Here is an 18,442-nt window from a genome sequence, read left to right on the forward strand (position 1 = left end):
AGGGCCTTGAGAGCCAAGGACCGCTCAAATCGTTCTTCGGGAAGGTGTGCATCGGCACGCACGGCGAGCTGATCGCATGCGGCTCGTTCGAGCACCACCCCGCCGCGCACAGCCGGTGACGCTCCCGGTGACCTGTGATGCCGGGGACGCGTGACTCCCGGCCTCCGTTGGCGGAACGAGGTCAGGAAGCGCGCTGCAGCTTCGTCGACCGAGTCGGCCACACCGACAGGAGCCGCGCCGTGTCCGCCCCGGTACCGACTGAGATCCGGATTCCGTGACCGGAGTAGGCCTTGACGAGCACGGCACTCGCGGCAAGCTCGCCCGCGATCGCGTCGCTGTCGCCGGGGTGCGCAAGCCACACGAAGTTGCCGTGTCCGTCGGCAACTTCGAGGCCGAGCGCCCGCAGGGCGGTGGTGAGGCGAAGGCGCTCGGCGTTGATCGAGCGCACGCGGGCCTCCATGACCGCCCGGCTGCGCAGGGCCCGCATAGCCGCCGCCTCCGCCGCCGCCGACAGCGTGAAAGGTATGCCGGCCGCCCTGATCGGCCCGGCGAGTGCGGGCTGTGCGATCCCGTACCCGACCCGGAATCCGGCGAGCCCGTAGGCCTTCGAGAAGGTGCGAGTCATGAGGACGTTCGGATGAGCCCGAACGAGGTCGAGGGATCGCGCGACATCGGGCGCGGTGACGAACTCGACGTAGGCCTCGTCGACCAGCACGAGCACGTCGCGCGGGACACCGGCCACGAACTCAGCCAGTTCGTCATGGCGGACGATGCCGCCGGTCGGCGTGTTCGGCGTGCAGACGACCACCATGCGGGTCGCAGGCGTGATCTGCGCGGTCATCTCGGCGATGTCGCAGCTGCCGTCCGGGCGGAGGCCCGTGCGCCGTAGGTCCATCCGCAGGGCCGAGGCGAGCATCGGGATGCCCTCGAAGGTCGGCCACGGCAGAAGCAGCTCGCCCGGCCCGGCCGCGATCATCGCCTGTTGGATGACGCTGATGCTCCCGCTGCCGACGGCCACCCAGTCCGGGCTCACGGCGAACGACTCCGCGAGCAGCGACCTCAGCCCGGCCGCGTCCCAGCTCGGATACCGGTTCGAGGTCAGCAGCGCCGCGCTTGCGGCCCGCACGACCTCGCCCTCCGGCGGGAACGGCATCTCGTTCCGATCCATTCGACGCACGACGTTGTGCACCACACTTCCCCTTCCGGCCGATCGCTGGCTGCGAGGCGGCCTATTGGACCCCGCGTGTCGCCGCGGACGAAGGGACAGAACAGCCCAAGGCGGAAGTGACAGTAACGGTCGGGAAACGATCGGCCCGACGCTCGCTCCACTATCGACAGGATGCATTCATCCGGTGACCGCGGGTATAGCTGCCGCACAGATGACGCGGTGCCGTTATCTGTTCGTGACCGACATGAGCAGGGCCCGCCTTTCCGTCCCTTGAGCGCTCGAAAGCCCGCCGGCCACGATCGTCCCGTGCACGATGCAACGATGCTCGTGAAGCTCCCCGCACCACGAGAACGATGAACCGGCTCCCGAAGCTCGGCGCGGCCGCGCCGTTCGCCATGGTCGGCATCATGTCGTCGGGCTTCCTGGTGTCCCAGCTCGCCACGCCGCACGTGGAGCCGCTGACGTTCCTGCTCCTTCGCTACGCGGCGGTCCTCGTCCTGATGCTCGCATTGGCGCTTGCCGCCAGGGCCGCGTGGCCGCGGGGTAGGCAGTTGCTGCACGTCGCGGTGTCCGGAACGGGGATTCACGCGGGCTACCTCGGGGGGATGTGGCTCGCCGTCGCCGGCGGTATGCCATCGAGCGTGGTCGCGCTCGTCACGAACCTCCAGCCCGTGCTGACCGGCATCGCGCTCGCCGCGGTCGGGGCCCGGGTGAGCGCGCGCGCGGCGACCGGGCTCGTCATCGGGTTCGGGGGTGTCGCGCTCGTCGTCGCAGCACGCCTGAGCACCGACGGAGTGACTGCATCGGGCATCGGGCTCGCCGTGCTTGCCCTGCTCTCGGTGACCGCCGGGACGCTTTACCAGAAGGCGCTCTGCCCGGCGTTCGACCTGCGCACCGGGCAGGTCGTCCAATCGGCGGCATGCATCGCGGTCACGGCGCCATTCGCGATCACGTCCGAGTCGTTCCACGTGGAGTGGACTGTAACGGTGGCGAGTGCGCTGATGTGGGCGGTTGGCGTGAACACGGTTGCCGGCATGAGCATCCTCTACGGGATGCTGCGCCGCGGAAGCGCCGAGCGCGTGACGAGCTACTTCTATCTCACGCCTGCCGTGACGACAGTGCTGGCCGCCGTCCTCTTCGGAGAGCCGATCGCGCCCGTCACCGCGCTCGGCATCGTCGTCACGATGGCCGGCGTGGTGCTCGTGACGGCGCGACCGGCGGGTGAACGGCCTGGCGGAGCACCGTCAGGACAGGACGCTCAGACCGCTGCGGTGCCCGTCGAAGCGTAGTAGTCGGCTGTGGGGATGGCCTCGGATGCCGTGGGCAGCGCATCGAGGACGTACCGCAGCCGACGCACCCCCGCCGCGATCCGGTCCGACGGGATCGCACCGCACCCGAGCAGCAGGCCGTGGCGCGCGGGCGCGGTGACCGCGTGACCGGACAGCGGCCGCACGGTGACGCCGGCAGCGACGGCGCGCGCGACGACCAACCGGTCGTCGGTGTGTCGGTGCAGGAGCACCGCGAGACGCAGGCCGGCAGCCGACGGGACGAGCCGCAGGTGTTCGGACAGCTCGTCGCCAAGAGCGGCCCGCAGCAGGTGACGCCGCGCGGCGTAGATGTTCCGCATGCGCCGGATGTGCCGCGTCAGCCTTCCTTCCTCGATGAACCTCGCGGCCGCGGCCTGCAGAGGCGTGTTGGCCGAACCGCCCGCCACGTACTTCGCCCTGTGCACCGCGTCTCGAAGGCTCGGCGGCACGATCACGTACCCGAGCCGCAGCGTGGGTAACAAGACTGTCGAGAACGAGCTGATGTAGAGGACCCGGTCGGAGTGGTCCGTGTTGCGAAGCGGCGCCGGTGGCCGAGGTCCGGCGTGGAACTCACTGCCGCGGTCGTCCTCGACGACCGCGGCACCAGACCGCTCCGCCCACTCCAACAGGTCGCGGCGCCGATCGGGCGACATCGTCATCCCGAGCGGGTTCTGGTGCGACGGCGTCACGAAGACGAGGCGCGCGGCCTCCGGAAGGGCGTCGACCACGAGCCCCTCGCCATCGACCCGGACGCCAACCATTCGAGCGCCGTGTGCCCGGAACGCCTCCCGTGCCGACGGACAGCCGGGGTCCTCTACCGCGACGACGTCGCCCGGCTCGACCACAACCCTGGCGACGAGGTCGATGGCTTGTTGGGCCCCGTTCGTGACGCACACGTCGTCAGCGTCGACGTGCATCGAGCGTGACAGACCGACATGCCGTGCGATCGCCGCACGGAGCCCCGCATGACCAGCAGGGTGACCGAGCGCGGCGTCGCTCACCGCGCCGCATCGCAGCTCGGTCGCTAGCAGGCTCCGCCATGTCGCGAACGGGAACTCCCCGGCATCGGGGAGATCGTTGCGGAAGTCGAACGCGGCCTCCGAGTGCACCGTGTCGCTCGAGTCGTCCATCTGCTCCCACAGCGGCCGTGGGCGGAGCACCGACCGGACGGAGTATGCCGCCGGTGCTGTCTGGGCCGCGCGGCGGACGAACATCCCGACACCCATCCGGGAGGCGATGAACCCGTCGGCGACGAGCCGGTCGTACGCAATCGCGACCGTGTTGCGCGACACCGCCAACATCTGTGCCAGATCGCGGATCGACGGCAGCGCGTCCGGTGGGCGCACCCGGCCTTCGACGATCGCGGACCGTATCTCCCGGTACACCTGTCCAGCAAGATCGTGACGTCCGTGCAACTGGACGAGCAGGTCGACACGGTCGATGCCACGCCGAGATCCATTCATCCGAAACCGCCGTTCCCGGTCCCCAGCACACGGGATCAATCCTCAGGTCCCCGACGTCGTCGGGCAGCACGGCTCTTGCCACGATCACCGTGCCTGGGCCGGGCACGCCGGATGCACTCCTACCTGCAGCCGCCGGCCCGGCCCCACGCCTAGTTGTGCGTCATGCATTCGGCCTTCTCGCAGACCGAGTTATGGGTCATGCCCGGCTGGTCGGCGAAAGCGACGGCGGTGCCCCCGGCGGCGAGCATTCCGAACATCAGAAGTACCATTGCGACGATCCTGCGCTTCATCAGATCCTCCTCGTGAGTACCGATTCGCGGAACCGTTGCGATGCAGCGAGCGACATCCCGAAGATGACGCTCTCTGATCGCTGCAGTCGGCTACGGGCCGGTGTGCGGCCAACCGCCTCTACAACAAAAGCACACGGTTCGCGCTGGGTGAACCCTAAGCGTCCAGTACGCACCGCAGAAGTAGCTACCAAGACAATTGTCGATCGATTCCAGCCAGCAGTGCCGTCCAGGCGCCAGACGCAGGAGCAGCGCGCCGGAAGCGTTCGCCGAGACCGTGAGAATGCCCTCAAAATGCCCGGGCGACGCTCCGTTCCTTGCCTGGACCCGTCCAGCCTCACAACGGATATTCGGGCCATGAAGTCCGCCATCGGCCACACAGCGTCGCGTGCTGGAGCGGGTGATGTCGGTGCCACCGTCTAGGTCGGTGACATCGGAATGCACGACCGTCCCGGACGGCGACGAGCGCGGCGAGCGCTGGCTCCACGCGATCCCCGGCGGCCACTCTGCCAGCAGACCCCATGTGGTGACGATGCTGGTGCCGCACCGCGCCCCGGCGATCGACCTGGGGATCACGACCGCGCTCTTCGGCTCGTCGCATCCTCTCGGCGGGAACGCAAAGGGATGGTACGAGCCGCGACTGTGCGCGCCGGTGCTCGACCACGCCGGTCAGGTTTCGAACCCGGTGGTCGAGACGGCCAACGACCTGAACATGCTGACCGACGTACACACGATCATCGTCGCCGCCGGACCGGAGGTTCCGCCCGATCCGGCACCCGCGGTGTTGCAGGCGTTGCAAGCCGCACGCATACGCGGCGTGCGGATCAGCGCGCTCGGCACCGGCACGTTCGTACTCGCAGCCGCCGGCCTCCTCACCGGGCTGCGCGCTACCGCTCACTGGTCGGTGTGCGAGGAGCTACGCCGTCGCTACCCGAAGATCGTCGTCGACGACCAGGCGCTCTACGTCGAGGACGCCGGCATCTTCACGTGCGCCGGAGCCGCCGCCACCCTCGATCTCTGCCTGGAGCTGATACGCCGGGATCACGGCGCGGCCGTGGCCAACGCCCTCGCCCGTTGGATGATCGCCCCGCCGCAACGCTTGGGGGATCATCGTCAATTCGTGAGCGCCCCGGTCGGCGAATCGGGGGAAAGCCTCGTTCGCGTGCTGGAATGGGCCTCGAGCCGGCTCGCCGAGCAGATCACCCTCGCGGACATGGCGGAGGTCGCAGGGCTCAGCCCGCGGACGCTGTCCCGGCGGTTCCACGCCGCGCTGGGCACGTCACCGCTCCAGTGGCTGCTGGCGCAACGGATCCGGCTCGCTCAGGAACTCCTGGAATCGAGTCAGGAAACGGCCGAGCAGATCGCGAGACTCGCCGGTTTCGGCAGCGTCGGGAACCTCCGCCAGCACTTCACGAGAGTCCTCGGCGTATCACCCCAGCGCTATCGCCGGGTGCGCCGTTCTCGGGACACGAACGGGTGAGGTACCCGGCGCGTCGCCCGACGAGCGCACGTCAGTTGCCACCCGCCCCTTGCAGGCCCGCACGACCAGGGTGCTGCGGCACCGCGCTGCCATCTGCAGGCCGTCGCGCAGTACTCCCTGGCGGGCCGGTCGCGCGCACCGGCACGTGATCGTGCACCAGCCGCGCCGCCGGCCAGCCCATCTCCCGGGTCGGCAGGCGCGCCGACACCACCGACAGGGGACACGGCGTCGGGGATGGGCTGATCCATGTACGCCAGCTCCATCGAGCCCGGGACGTCGACATCCATGGCCAGCAGGTCCGACACGATCACCGCGAGCGTGGGGGCGTCGCCGAACAGGAGCGCGGCGAGCGGCTCGCCCGACCCGGAACACCCGGCGTGGAACGCGGAAAAACTGAACGCCGAGGCCAGGAACAAGGTACTCATCACCCAGCGTCGTGCGATGGGCACCGGCTACGTCGTCGCGGACGAGTGGGTGGTCACCGCCCGTCAGGTCGTCGAGGACCTCGTCGACGGCGAGCCCGTGCTGGCGAAGGGGCTCGCGGCGCAGTGGCACCGAGTCCGTGCGGCGCGGGTGGTCGGCTGGGATGAGCTGGGGATCTGGCCGTCGAAGAAGTTGGAGGCGTTCCGGTACCGGGGGCAGCTCGGGGAGGCGCCGCCCGATGTCGCCGTGCTGCACGTACCCGGGCTGAGGCGGCCCGGGGACCGCGGTGAATCCGGGTCGCCCGCGTGTTCGAGGGTTTCGAGGCCGCCTACGTCGTTAGTCGCAACCAGAGCGGGTTTGGTCCACCGGACTGCTGCTCCGGGAGTAGCCCAGGTGTCGCCCGCAGTTGGACGCAGTCGCCGCGCCCGCCCGGGACTCTGTTCCTAACCAGATTGACAAGGAGGCGAGATGAGGCGGCGCACAAAAACGGGGCGCACAAAGACGGCTGAGGCAGGTGCGCTGGTCCTGGTGGCCGTACTGGCACTGACGGGCTGCACCGCCCAATTGTCGGCGCAGACGGCGGCCAGCGGCGGCGCTGGGGTCGACCCGATCGTTGAGTGGATCGACCAGGCGGCGGTGCCACTCGAAACCGCCGACGCGACCGCGCCGCTGGACGACCTGGCCGTCCTGCCAAGCGTCGTAGGAGACGCGACGGTGGTCGGGCTTGGCGAGTCCGCGCATGGGCTCGGCGACCAGTTCGCGCTGCGCCACCGGATCGTCCGCTACCTCGTCGAGGAGATGGGATTCCGCTTGCTGGCCTGGGAGGCCGACTACGGCAGCGGTGTCGCGGTAGACCGTTACGTCGTCGACGGTGTCGGCGATCCGCGCCAGATCGTGGGATCCATGGTTTCGGCCTGGCAGAGCGAGCAGATGCTCGCGCTGGTCGAGTGGATGCGTGCGTACAACCGCACGCACTCAGACAAGGTCCGATTTGTCGGCACCGACCTGACCCAGTTGCGGCAGCTGAGCCTGGACGAGATCAGCAGTTACGTCCGCGCGGTCGCCCCAGGTCGACTCGACGAGCTAGCCGCCCACCTTTCCGCGATACACCTGCATGGCGATCCGGGCGAGCACGTCGCGTGGTACTACCAGCAGACCGACAAGGAGTCGTTGATCGGGCACGCCCGCGCCGTCCGCGACCTGATCGCGGGGCTCCCGGCAACGACGGAGCGCGATGACGTCCTGCGTCATGCGGAGGCGGTGCTGGGTTTCTACCTCCACTACGCGCAGGAGGGTGAGGATCTCCGCGACCGGTTTATGGCCGACTCGATCATCGCCTGGCAGCGCCGAACCGGCCACAAGACCGCTTTCTGGGGAGCGAATGTCCATGTCGCGGCGGCGGAGCAGGTCGAATATGCGTTCCCGCCAACGGTGTCTGCTGCCCGGCTTGTGCCCGTGGGGCACTGGTTGCGACAGCAGTATGGGACGGGTTACGCCGCGGTCGCGGGGATCTTCGGATCCGGAGAGGTGCTGCAGGGTTTCGAAACTGGGCGACCCGCCATTTATCAGGTTCCAGTGCCCAGGCCTGGCACCACCGACCACACGCTAGCTCAGGCCGGGCCGGACATGCTGCTGCTCGACCTGAACGTGCCCGCGAAGGCGCCTGCGGTGCGCGCGTGGCGAGACGGGCCGGCCACATTGCGGCTGATCGGTGCTGCCTATGACATCGCAATGGAGGAGCAATACGCCATGACTGTCAGATGCCTGAGCCAGGCGTTCGACGTCCTCGTCTACATCGATCGGACGAGGCCGTCTCGCCTCCTCCGCTGACCCGCCTCACGGCCGGAGTACGTCCTGAGTGTCAAGCGCCGACGCCCGCCGGGCGACCAACTACCACCAAGTGAAGGAGATAGCGAATGCATCGGGACACACAGAACGTGAGACGTCGTCGACGGGTCGCAAGCGTCGTCGCCGCCACCTTGGCGCTCAGCGGTCCCGTGGCGGCGTGCGCCGGAACCCAGGAGCCAACCGGGACCTCAGACTGGATCGCTGCAAATGCCTCTGCAGTGACGGTTACCAGCCCCGAGGGGCCGCTCGATGATCTGGCTCCGCTGCGGAACGCGATCGGGAACGCCGAGATCGTCGGGCTCGGCGAGTCCGTGCACGGGGCGGCGGAGGAGCTCACCCTCAAACACCGCGCGTTGCAGGTCCTCGTCGAGCAGTTGGGCTTCCGCTCGGTCGCGTGGGAGGAGGACTGGACAACTGGCCGCCGGATCAACGACTACCTCCTCACCGGCGCCGGAGATCCTGACGAGTTGGTCCGCCGCATGAGCTCGCAATGGCAATCGCGCGAGGTGGTGGAGGTGCTGCGATGGCTGCACGACTTCAATCGCGATCGGACTGACAAGGTGCAGTTCATGGGAGTCGAGTATTACCTGACGGGCCTCGAATCCTATGACGATGTGGAGGCGCAGGTCGCCGCGGCCGCACCAGAGCAGCTGCCCGAGGCGCGCCAGCACCTTCAGGCGATCCGACCGGCGTCGGCGGACATCATTGCGCACATTCAGGCGTACTCAGCAAGTCCGGACAAGGAACCGTTCCTGCGCCATGCCCGCGCATTGTATAACCTCGTTCGCGATTTGCCGAACAAGGAGAACGACCGCGACCACGCTATGGCGGTGCACACCGCACGCCAGATCCTGTCGTTCTACGAGCACTTCGCCCTACCCGAGGCAGACAGCCACGCGTACCGAGACGCGCACGCTGCAGAGAACCTGATGTGGTGGCGCCAACTGACCGGAGACAAGATCGCGTATTGGGCTGCGAGCCCGCACACCGCGAACGCCCCGCAGCTCCGCATCTCCGCATCCGAGGACGGGGAGATCCAGTTCCCCAGCGCAGGATCGCATCTGCGCCAAGAATACGGCGAGCGCTACCTGTCGATCGGCTTCATGTTCGACCACGGCCGTGTCGGCTTTGGAGGTGGAGAGCCCGTCGACGCGCCGAAACCTGCCGAAGGTTGGTTCGAACAGCCCCTCGGCCAGGTACCCCTCGAGCAGTTCGTACTTGATCTCCGTGCCCCCGCTCCTTCGAGCGTGCGCGAGTGGCTGGACGCCCCGATCGTGACCAGAGGGCCTATGGGGCCAAACTCGACCTGCCAGGGCGGCAGCGCATCCCAGTGGTTCGACGTCGTCGTCCACGGCCAGGAGGTGACACCGGCCAGCGCAGCCTGACGACCTCGCAAACAGTGTCAAGGCGGCGAAACATCGCGCTTTGACAAAACGGACCTACGTCATGCTCTGCTGGCCCGCGACCGGCACCTGTCCGCCCTGGCGGATTACCCAGAATCCTGGGGTTTCCCGCCGGGGGCCAGTAGGCCAGGATGGCTCGGGCAGCTCGTTCCGTCTGCTGATGCAGCAGTTGATGGATGAGACGAAACATCTGGAGTTGACGTGAACGAGTACTGCTGATCTTCCGGTGTTGCGTCACTCCGAGCATACTAAACCAAATCAGAAGCGCAGCTAACCAAAATCGTGCCCAACGGGTGGCCCAGACCTAGACGACTCACGGTGGTCGATCCGTCCATCCGGAATAGGTTGAGCCACAAGTCAGTGCAGCTGGGAGGCAATCATGATAGAAAAGCCGAAGATCGGCGGCGAGACGTCGCGATCGCGCACCGGAAAGCTCAAGCATCGGGTCCTCAGCGGCGCGGTGGTTTTCGTCGTCTTTTATCTACTTCTCGACGTCGTGCATGGTGCCCTCACGACCCTGCCCAGGCCGCTTCCGAACGCGGCGGATGCGGAGGTCTACCGCTACCTGACCCAGGAGACCGCGGCGGTGGCGGCAAACGCTGCCGTTCTGTTGTGCTCGGCGGGCGGCCTGCTGGTTTTCGTGTTGGCGATCCGGCGCGTGCTGTCTATCCGGGCGGTGACGCCGGTGCGGCGAGGCCATGTGTTTGGTCTACTCGCCGTCGTTGCGTTGGTGTTGTCGGCCCTATTGAGTCTCGTGTTGGCGGCGGGCGCGTCGACTATGTCGAGCGGCACGGCGGCATCGGTGCAGTACGCCGCGTTCCTCACAGGGGGAGTTCTGCACGTGTTCTGCCTCGGGTTGTTCGTCGGTCTGACTGCTCGGGCTTTCGAGTCTCGAGGTGTCCGCATCCTGTCATTGGTAGCCGTGATACCGGCTGTGTTATCCGTGATCTCTCTGGTGTGGTTCTACGGAGCGGCTTTGATCCTCCTCGGCCGCGTGCTGTGCATGGTCTGGGTCATTACGGCAGCCATCGTTGTTGCCCGAGCACCTCGGGTTCCCAGTTGACGGACGCGCATCATTCGCCAGCACACCTGCGACGGATGGCACGTCGCGTGCTACTGCTTCTTCACCTGGCTGCCGGCATGGGCTGGCTGGGTGTCACCTCAACGTTCGTGGTGCTGACCTCGTCACTGCTTGGAAGCCGTGATCCGGCCACTGTCCGTGCCGGCTATGTCACCCACGAAACGATGATCGTCTGGTTGGCGCGGCCGGCCGCGATCGGCACTGCGGTGACCGGCCTAGTGCTGGCCCTCATCAGTGGCGCGGCCAGGCGTCACCTCTGGTGGATGTGGTGGGTTCCGGCCAAGGCTGCGCTGCTGATCGCCACCGTCGCGGTCACCGTCGTCGTGTCCCCGCCCGCGTTGCGCCACGCCATCGATTACGCGGAAGCCGTCGGCACCCCGGAGTACACGAACGTCCAGCACACCCTCGTGCTAATGGCGTTGTACCACGTGGTGATGATCAGTTTCGCGGCGGTGCTCGCCGTGTTGAAACCGGGACAGCGCCTGCGGAAACCGAACCGATCTTCGGCCCTGCGCGTGAACGGGCCAGTACGTCTCGCCCAACTTGGGGAGGACCGGTGAGCGTCGCGGACGCGAGGATCGGCAACCACGCGCGAGTGCGGTGGCGGTTCGGCGTCCGCACCCGACGCGCACTACTGGTCGTGCATATCGCCTCGGCCGGTTCCTGGCTGGGCGTCGATGTCACGATGGCCGTGCTCATCGTCACCGCCATGACCACCGGTGACCCGGGCACCCGAGCCTTCACCCTGCAAGCACTCGAGCTCGTCGCGGTCTGGCCGCTGCTGGCGTGCGGGCTACTGTGCCTAGCCTCGGGTCTTGGGCTTGGAGCAGGCAGCCGCTGGGGAGTCATTCGGTACTGGTGGGTTGCGGTCAAGCTCGTGATTAACCTCGTGCTGACCGCCCTCGTCGTGGTTTCGCTGAGCTCGGAGGTTGCAGCTCAGGCCGATCAGGCTCGACAGTTGATCGCTGGAGTGCCGGTCGCGTTCGACTTCACGAATCTCCTCTATCCACCGACCGTGTCCCCGAGCCTGCTCCTGGTCGCGATGACGCTGTCGGTGGTCAAGCCCTGGGGACGGGTACGCCATCGGTCGACACGGCTCGGAAAAGTACAATGCAATGGCGCCGACGACCGTGTGTCGCCGGACTGCTGACGGCAGATGGGACACAGCGGTTCGCCACGACCTCGGGTGCCCGAACTGGGCGCGGCGCCTGTCCTGATCGCACATGGCGGTTAGGGCACTCCCGACAGCATGGAAAAACCGAGACCGCAAATCGAGCCGGCTGCGCCGCGCTGGCCCAGCCATCCGGCTGCTGACCACGCCGGCGTAGCCCGGGCGTACGGTGATCGGCAAGAAATGGTGTGGCAGTGAAGTTTTCGGGCGGTCTCCGAGCAATCGATACGAACGCGAGACCCCACCGCGGCTCACGCCCCTCGTCGCAGGGTGCATCTGCCGAGACGCCATGCGTGGCGAATAGGGTTGCGTCAACAGCCACCGCAGTGGGACAAACCGGAGAGGCTTAACCCGGCTGTTGCAGTAAGGGCTTGATGTTGGTGGGCGACACGGGCCTCAGAAGCGCGAAAGTGCCTGCTCAGGGCGCGTAGATCAGAGTTGTCGAGGCTCAGATCGACCACACCGAGGAGGCACTTCGCCCGTGCACCCTACAACTGCTCGACCAGCGATCACGGTGACTACTGGCGGAGCCGGGGTCGTGTCGCATGACGGGTCCCGGCTGGCCGGTCTGGCTGATCGCAGCGGCCTGACTGGCGCGTTGAGCGACGCGCTGGCCGGGTTGCGGGAACGCCGTGGCGGGCATGATCCTGGCCGGTCCTGACCGATCTCGCGGTCCTGCTCGCTGATGGCGGCCGGTGGATCAGCGACCTCGCGGTACTGCGGGATCAGCCGGGACTGTTCGGGTCGGTCGCCTCGACCGCGACCGCGTGGCGGGTCCTGGACAAGATCGACCCGGCGGTGCTGGGCCGGTTGCGCGCGACCCGGACGCAGGCTCGCGAACAGCTGTGGGCCCAACGCGCTGAGACTGCCGGCCCGATCCAGGACCATCATTCGGGCGGCCGGACCTGACCGGGTTTACGGATCTTGTTCGATGCCACGCTGGTCACCGCGCACTCGGACAAGGAGTCCGCCGCCGCGACATTCAAAGGCGGCTTCGGATTCCACCCGTTGACCCCGTGGCTCGACAACACAGGCGAAGCCCTCGCGGCGGTCCTGAGTCCGGGCAACGCCGGCTCCAACACCGCGGTCGACCACGTCGCGGTCACCGACCTGGCGCTCGCGCAGGCCGCGATCCTCGCCCTGCCCAAAGGCGTGGACCGAGGCGATCAACGCCGACGGCAGCCTGCGCGATGGGGCCGACGTCGCCGAGCTGACCGGGATGCTGGGTGATCTGACCGCGGCCGGGTGGCCGGCCGGGATGCGAGTGATCGTGCGCCGGGAACGCCCGCACCCCGGCGCGCAAACTCGCCTTCACCGACGCCGACGGGTGGCGGTTCCAGGCGTTTGCCACCGACACCCGCACAGGTCAGTTGGCCCATCTGGAGGCCCGCCATCGTGCGCACGCCCGGGTCAGGACCGGATCCGCTGCGCGGAAAATCACGGACTGGACCGGCTGCCCTCGCGCCAGGTCGCGATCAACGCCGCCTGGGTCGAGCTCGCGATGACCGCTGCCGATCTGATCGCCTCGACCCCCAGACCACCCTGCTCGACGGCGACCCACCGCCGCCGAACCGGCAACACCGCGCTACCGCTCCTGCACGTCGCCGCCCGGATCACCCGCGGCCAACGTCGACTGTTCGTCCCCATCGACAAGACGTGGCCCTGGCGCGACCAACTCGCCGCCGCCTTCGCCCGACTCCACCTGCTGCCACTACCGATCACCTGAGCCCGGCGACCAAGAGCCCCCCACGACCGAAACCCCGGAGACACCGGCCACCGCGCCGGGCGTCCCCAGACGTCCGGACCCGACCCCTCACCGACAGACACACCAGAAGATCGACAACCCCATGATCAACAGCTACTGAAAAACCGCGGTCCGCGGGTGAGCTGTCACTCTGTCACGGCACCGGCCCTGACCTGCGACAACAGGAGTGACAGGGTGAGTGACAGTCGCTCGGTTCCGTCACTCAACCGCTCCTGACCTGGGGCAAACGTGGGTCCTGACTTCGGACAAGTTAGCGCGCACGCGTTGGTTGGTTGATGGGCGTGAGAGCGTCGCGTACGTCGGCGGGCAGTGGGTCGTCGGCGGTCAGCACGTTGGCGCCGGCGCGGATCTGGATGGTGCGGTAGCGCCGGGCGGTGCGGACGAACTTCTTGATCGACCAGCCGGTGCGGTCCTCGATGAGCCGGGTGACCGCGAGCGCGGCGAGCACGATGGTCAGGTGGGCCTCGATCGACTCGCGTTTGTGGTGGTAGACCGGCCTGGCGCACAGGTCGTTCTTGGACATCCTGAACGACTTCCACGGCCGGTGGTAGGCAACCTCGCGGTGGTAGGCAACCTCGCCTGAGCCTTGACCTTGACACCGGTGTCAGCACTTATCGTCAAGCGCGTGAATCGAGCGATGATGCGGATCGGGGAGCTGGCCGAACGTGCCGGGGTGAGCCGGCGGTCGTTGCGCTACTACGAGCAGCACGGGCTGCTGCACTCTGGCCGTACCAACAAGGGATGGCGGGTCTACGACGAGGTCGCGCTCGCACGGGCGGCCAATGTGCGTGACCTGCTCGCGGCGGGGCTGCGAATCGAGGACATTCGGCGTCTCGCGCCTTGCTTGGAGCGGGACCTAGAGCAGGGGCCGGCCTGCGACGAGGCCATCGAGATGTACACCAGCCGAGTGGCCGAGCTCGACGAAAAGATAGCTACCCTCGCCCGCCACCGCGCCGCGTTGGCGGCCCGCCTCGACGCCCTGGTGGCGCACAGGGCCGCCGAGCAGAGCCACGCCGGTCAGCGGATGGCGGAAATCGCCTGATGAGCCGCACGATGCCTGCCTGGTTGGTGGTGCTGTTTGCAGCGCTGCTGGCTACTGGTACCGACGAGCTCGTGATCGCCGGTGTGCTGCCGAGCGTGGCCGCCGATCTGAACGTTTCGGTCGGCGTCGCGGGACAGCTCGTGACGGCGTTCGCGGTGGCCTATGCGCGGGGAACGCCGCTGTTGGCGGTGTTGACCGACGGGTTCTCGCGTCGTGGGGTCCTCATTGTGGGTCTGATCGTGTTCGCTTCGGCCAATGCTGGCGCCGCGCTGGCGTCGGGCTACCTTGTGTTGCTGGCCGCGCGTGTCGTCACGGCCCTGGCCGCGGGGGTGGTGACCAGCGCCGCGTTCGCTACCGCCGCGTCCGGGGCCCCACGGGGCGGCAGGGACGCTATCTGTCTATGGTCACCGCCGGGATGACGGTGGCGTTGCTTACCGGGGTGCCCGCGGGGACATGGTTTGCTGGCGCGCAGGGTTGGCGGGCGACCTTCTGGTTGCTCGCCGGCCTCGGTATCTGCGTCGCGGTAGGCGTCATGCTCACCGCACCCGACATACCCGGAGGCGAACCAGCGTCGTTGGCGAACCGACTGGGGCCGCTGCGTAGCTTGCCGGTCGCCCGGTTGGTGGCCGCCACTTTCCTGTGCGGCGCCGGCGGGATGATGTTCTACAGCTACCTCGCACCGGTGACCGCCGCACTGGCCAACGGCTCGTATCAACTGCTCAGCATCGTGTTGCTTGTGGTGGGCGTTGTCGGCATCGGCGGGGTGGTCCTCGGCGGTCGGAGCACCGACGCGTGGGGTCCGCGGCGCGCGCGACAACTCGCGATCGGCGGGCACGGCGGGGCCTTGCTGTTGGTGGCGGTGTTCGCATTCAGGGGCACCCGTAGCGCGGTGGTGTTCGCCGTCCTGGTGGCGGTGTGGTCGGTGTTCGCTTGGGCATTGAATCCACCGATGCAGGCCAGCGTGCTCGCCGCCGCCCCCCATGCCGGCATGACCGCGATGGCGCTCAACATCTCGGCGCTCTACCTGGGCACTGGTGTGGCGGGAGTGCTCGGTGGGGCGATCGTCGACCTCACCGCGGCCAATTTCGTTCCGCTGGCCGGCGGCGTGCTGCTGCTCATCGCACTGTTCTTCGCATCCCTGCGCGAACACCGCACCCGAGCATCGCCAGTCACGCCGGACGCGCCGGCACACGACTCGGCGCCGGGCCACTGACGCATCGGCCTCTGAAAGCGGAGCGCGGCAATTCCGACGCGTCTTCATCGATAACTCTGGGCAACGGGCAGTGTTAACAGGAGTGGGACTCATAACCATGGACAGTGGACCAGTACCGTACGAGTGGGCGTCTCAGGAAGAGGCGCTGGCGGGGAAGGCCGCGCTGGTCACCGGCGGCGGCACGGGCATCGGCCGCAGCACGGCCCTGGCGCTGGCCGAGCGGGGCGCCGACGTCGTGGTAGTCGGACGCCGGCCCGATGTCCTCGAGAAGACCGCGGCGCTGCATCCCGGTATTCAAGCCGTCGCGGGCGACGTCAGCAGCCCAGCGGACATCTCCCGGTTCATGCGGATCGCCTTGGATGCCGTCGGGCGCCTGGACGTACTGGTCAACAACGCGGGGACACTGGCACCCACGCCGCTCGGGGAGTTCGACGTCGATACCGCACGTCGTATCTGGGACACGAACGTTCTCGGCCCAACACTGATCGCTCAGGCCGCCTTGCCGCAGCTCACCATCAACTGCGGAACGATCGTCAATGTTTCCAGCAGTTTTGGTCACAAGCCGGCACCGGGTGTCAGCCACTACGGCGCGAGCAAGGCCGCGCTGGAACAGCTCACCCGCAGCTGGGCACTGGAACTCGCCGAGCGCGGGATACGCGTCAACGCCATCGCGCCCGGCCCCACAGAAAGCGAGGCCCTCGAACGCTCGGGCAGAACTACCATCGAGGTCGAACAAATCAAGGACTGGGAGCGCGCCCAAATTCCCCTCGGACGTCGAGGCGAGCCCGAGGACGTCGCCCACTGGATCCTCGCGCTCGCCGATCCCGCGGCAGGATGGGTCACCGGCCAGGTGATCGACGTTGACGGCGGCTTCGGTCTCGCCTGACCCACCACGACGTCTGGACGGATTACGGCGCCGAACGCAGCTGTTCCGCGAAGAGCGCGACGGTCAGGGAACCGGACTGGGTTGGCCGCGCAGGGGTAGTGCGGACTGTTACTGGTAGAAGCCGACGGGGTCGACGGCCCCGCTTGATTGTTGCCTGACTTCGGCCAAGTCAGTGGGCAGTCCACGAACCTACGGGCCGAGTTAGCCCGGCTGTTGCAGTAGAGGTTTGAGATTGGTGGCCGACACGTGGCCTAAAAGCGCGAAAGTGCCTGCTCAGGGCGATTAGATCAGAGTTCTCGAGGCTCAGATCGACCACGCTGAGGAGGAACTTCGCTCGTGCACCCTACAACCGCCCGCCCGACGATCACGGTGACCACGGATGGGACGGGGGTCGTGTCGCATGTCGGCTCTCGACTTCTGGCCGGGTTGGCCGATCGCAGCGGGCTGACCGAAGCATTCAGCGACGCACTGGCCGGGCTGCGGGAACGCCGCGCCAGCCACGACCCTGGCCGGGTCCTGACCGATCTCGCGGTCCTGCTCGCCGATGGCGGTCGGGCGATCAGCGACCTTGCGGTGTTGCGCGATCAGCCGACGCTGTTCGGGCCGGTCACCTCCACCCCGACCGCGTGGCGGGTCCTGGACAAGATCGACGCGTCGATGTTGAACCGGCTGCGGGCGGCTCGGGCGCGGGCGCGGGAACAGCTGTGGGCCCAACGCGCCGAGACCACCGGCCCGATCGATGGACATTCCGCGGGCGGTCGGACCTGGCCCGGTCTGCGGATCATGCTCGACGCCACCCTGGTCACCGCGCACAGCGACAAGGAGTCCGCTGCGGCAAACTTCAAGGGCGGCTTCGGTTACCACCCGCTCACAGCATGGTTGGACAACACCGGTGAAGGCCTCGCGGCGCTGCTGCGGCCGGGCAACGCCGGCTCCAACACGGCCGCGGATCACATCACGGTCACCGATCTCGCGCTCGCGCAGATCCCCGACGCGCACCGCCACGGCACACCGATCTTGGTCTCCGCCGATGGTGCCGGCGCCACCCAGGCCTGGCTGGCAAACCTGCGAGAACAGCGCAAACTGGTGTTGACCTGGAATTCTCGGTCGGGTTCACCATGACCACGACCGTGCAGACAGCGATCCTGCGCCTGCCCAAGATCGCGTGGACACCGGCGATCAACGCCGTTGGGAGCCTGCGCGAGGGCGCTGATGTCGCTGAGCTGACCGGGATGCTCGGTGACCTCGGCGCGGCCGGCTGGCCCGCCGGAATGCGGGTGATCGTGCGCCGCGAACGACCACACCCCGGCGCCCAGCTCAGCTTCACCGACGCCGATGGGTGGCGGTTCCAGGCCTTCGCCACCGTCACCCGCGCCGGCCAACTCGCCCATCTCGAGGCCCGCCACCGCGCGCACGCCCGGGTCGAGGACCGGATCCGCTGCGGCAAGAGTCACGGCCTGGGCCGGCTACCGTCGCGCCAGTTCGCGATCAACGCTGCCTGGGTCGAACTCGCGATGACCGCAGCGGACCTGCTCGCCTGGACCCAGACCACGCTGCTCGACGGCGAGTTGGCCACCGCCGAGCCCGCGACGCTGCGCTACCGGCTGCTGCACGTCGCCGCCCGGATCACCCGCGGGCAACGCCGCCTGTTCATCCGCATCGACCAGGCCTGGCCCTGGCGTCACCAGCTCGCCGAGGCGTTCGACCTACTCCACGCCCTGCCCCGGCCGATCACCTGACCGATCGCACCCTGACCATCCACAACAGACAGACTCGGAGACACCGACCACCGCATCGGGCACCCCCGCACGCCCGGATCCGAAACGCTCACGAACCCGACGATCACGACCAACAGACCCATGATCAACGCACTGCTGAAAGACCGGGGTTAATGCGGGTTCTGAT

At 67.8% G+C, this 18,442-nt stretch carries 15 protein-coding genes and 3 pseudogenes; 14 read left to right on the forward strand and 4 right to left on the reverse strand.

What is annotated here, in order from left to right; all coding sequences use genetic code 11:
• Window positions 1-181 precede the first annotated feature (181 nt).
• Window positions 182-1,168 (reverse strand): pyridoxal phosphate-dependent aminotransferase, encoded by a 987-nt coding sequence (locus tag ABEA81_RS24595; protein ID WP_345607684.1) that lies wholly within the window; start codon window positions 1,166-1,168, stop codon window positions 182-184.
• Between the two features lie 395 nt (window positions 1,169-1,563).
• On the opposite strand from ABEA81_RS24595, the gene ABEA81_RS24600 reads away from it, so the two are divergent.
• Complete coding sequence (locus ABEA81_RS24600; protein WP_459077158.1) at window positions 1,564-2,457, forward strand: DMT family transporter; 894 nt, start codon at window positions 1,564-1,566, stop codon at window positions 2,455-2,457.
• On the opposite strand, the gene pdxR is transcribed toward ABEA81_RS24600, so the two are convergent.
• Together pdxR and ABEA81_RS24610 are read right to left on the reverse strand one after the other, a co-directional pair.
• On the reverse strand, window positions 2,427-3,860 hold the full coding sequence (gene pdxR / locus ABEA81_RS24605) for a MocR-like pyridoxine biosynthesis transcription factor PdxR (RefSeq protein WP_345607685.1): 1,434 nt from the start codon (window positions 3,858-3,860) through the stop codon (window positions 2,427-2,429). The genes ABEA81_RS24600 and pdxR overlap by 31 nt on opposite strands.
• Before the next feature lie 227 nt (window positions 3,861-4,087).
• The gene (locus ABEA81_RS24610; RefSeq protein WP_345607686.1) at window positions 4,088-4,228 is read right to left on the reverse strand and encodes a hypothetical protein; all 141 of its coding nucleotides are present in this window, start codon (window positions 4,226-4,228) and stop codon (window positions 4,088-4,090) included.
• Window positions 4,229-4,613: 385 nt separating this feature from the next.
• Between ABEA81_RS24610 and ABEA81_RS24615 the strand changes: the two genes are divergently transcribed.
• From ABEA81_RS24615 to ABEA81_RS24655, 9 genes are all read left to right on the forward strand, one after another.
• Complete coding sequence (locus ABEA81_RS24615) at window positions 4,614-5,705, forward strand: GlxA family transcriptional regulator (RefSeq protein WP_345607687.1); 1,092 nt, start codon at window positions 4,614-4,616, stop codon at window positions 5,703-5,705.
• Between the two features lie 246 nt (window positions 5,706-5,951).
• On the forward strand, window positions 5,952-6,575 hold the full coding sequence (locus ABEA81_RS24620) for a hypothetical protein (protein WP_345607688.1): 624 nt from the start codon (window positions 5,952-5,954) through the stop codon (window positions 6,573-6,575).
• 21 nt (window positions 6,576-6,596) lie between these two features.
• The gene (locus tag ABEA81_RS24625) at window positions 6,597-7,958 is read left to right on the forward strand and encodes an erythromycin esterase family protein (RefSeq protein ID WP_345607689.1); all 1,362 of its coding nucleotides are present in this window, start codon (window positions 6,597-6,599) and stop codon (window positions 7,956-7,958) included.
• A gap of 86 nt (window positions 7,959-8,044) precedes the next feature.
• Window positions 8,045-9,361: an erythromycin esterase family protein gene (locus ABEA81_RS24630; RefSeq protein ID WP_345607690.1), complete on the forward strand. Its 1,317-nt coding sequence runs from the start codon at window positions 8,045-8,047 to the stop codon at window positions 9,359-9,361.
• A gap of 397 nt (window positions 9,362-9,758) precedes the next feature.
• Window positions 9,759-10,442 carry a hypothetical protein gene (locus tag ABEA81_RS24635; protein WP_345607692.1) on the forward strand — a complete coding sequence of 228 codons (684 nt, stop codon included), beginning with the start codon at window positions 9,759-9,761 and terminating at the stop codon, window positions 10,440-10,442.
• 35 nt (window positions 10,443-10,477) lie between these two features.
• A complete protein-coding gene (locus ABEA81_RS24640; protein WP_345607694.1) occupies window positions 10,478-11,020 on the forward strand; it encodes a hypothetical protein in 543 nt (180 codons plus the stop codon).
• Complete coding sequence (locus ABEA81_RS24645) at window positions 11,017-11,610, forward strand: hypothetical protein (RefSeq protein WP_345607695.1); 594 nt, start codon at window positions 11,017-11,019, stop codon at window positions 11,608-11,610. Before ABEA81_RS24640 ends, ABEA81_RS24645 begins: the two co-directional genes overlap by 4 nt.
• Window positions 11,611-12,555: 945 nt before the next feature.
• The gene (locus ABEA81_RS24650; protein WP_345607696.1) at window positions 12,556-12,861 is read left to right on the forward strand and encodes a transposase; all 306 of its coding nucleotides are present in this window, start codon (window positions 12,556-12,558) and stop codon (window positions 12,859-12,861) included.
• Between the two features lie 28 nt (window positions 12,862-12,889).
• Window positions 12,890-13,357 carry a hypothetical protein gene (locus ABEA81_RS24655; RefSeq protein WP_425570650.1) on the forward strand — a complete coding sequence of 156 codons (468 nt, stop codon included), beginning with the start codon at window positions 12,890-12,892 and terminating at the stop codon, window positions 13,355-13,357.
• Window positions 13,358-13,646: 289 nt separating this feature from the next.
• Here ABEA81_RS24655 and ABEA81_RS24660 read toward each other — a convergent pair.
• Window positions 13,647-13,949: pseudogene (locus ABEA81_RS24660) on the reverse strand (IS1634 family transposase); the annotation flags it as partial.
• A 72-nt stretch (window positions 13,950-14,021) separates the two neighbouring features.
• On the opposite strand from ABEA81_RS24660, the gene ABEA81_RS24665 reads away from it, so the two are divergent.
• From ABEA81_RS24665 to ABEA81_RS24680, 4 genes and pseudogenes are all read left to right on the forward strand, one after another.
• Window positions 14,022-14,438, forward strand: a complete 417-nt coding sequence (locus ABEA81_RS24665) for a MerR family transcriptional regulator (protein ID WP_345607698.1) — start codon at window positions 14,022-14,024, stop codon at window positions 14,436-14,438.
• An 11-nt stretch (window positions 14,439-14,449) separates the two neighbouring features.
• A pseudogene (locus ABEA81_RS24670) lies at window positions 14,450-15,651 on the forward strand (MFS transporter).
• Between the two features lie 97 nt (window positions 15,652-15,748).
• On the forward strand, window positions 15,749-16,537 hold the full coding sequence (locus tag ABEA81_RS24675; protein WP_345607699.1) for an SDR family NAD(P)-dependent oxidoreductase: 789 nt from the start codon (window positions 15,749-15,751) through the stop codon (window positions 16,535-16,537).
• 336 nt (window positions 16,538-16,873) lie between these two features.
• Window positions 16,874-18,276: pseudogene (locus ABEA81_RS24680) on the forward strand (IS1380 family transposase).
• Window positions 18,277-18,442 lie beyond the last annotated feature (166 nt).

The organism is Pseudonocardia adelaidensis, from assembly GCF_039543345.1.
Taxonomy (GTDB): Bacteria; Actinomycetota; Actinomycetes; order Mycobacteriales; family Pseudonocardiaceae; genus Pseudonocardia; species Pseudonocardia adelaidensis.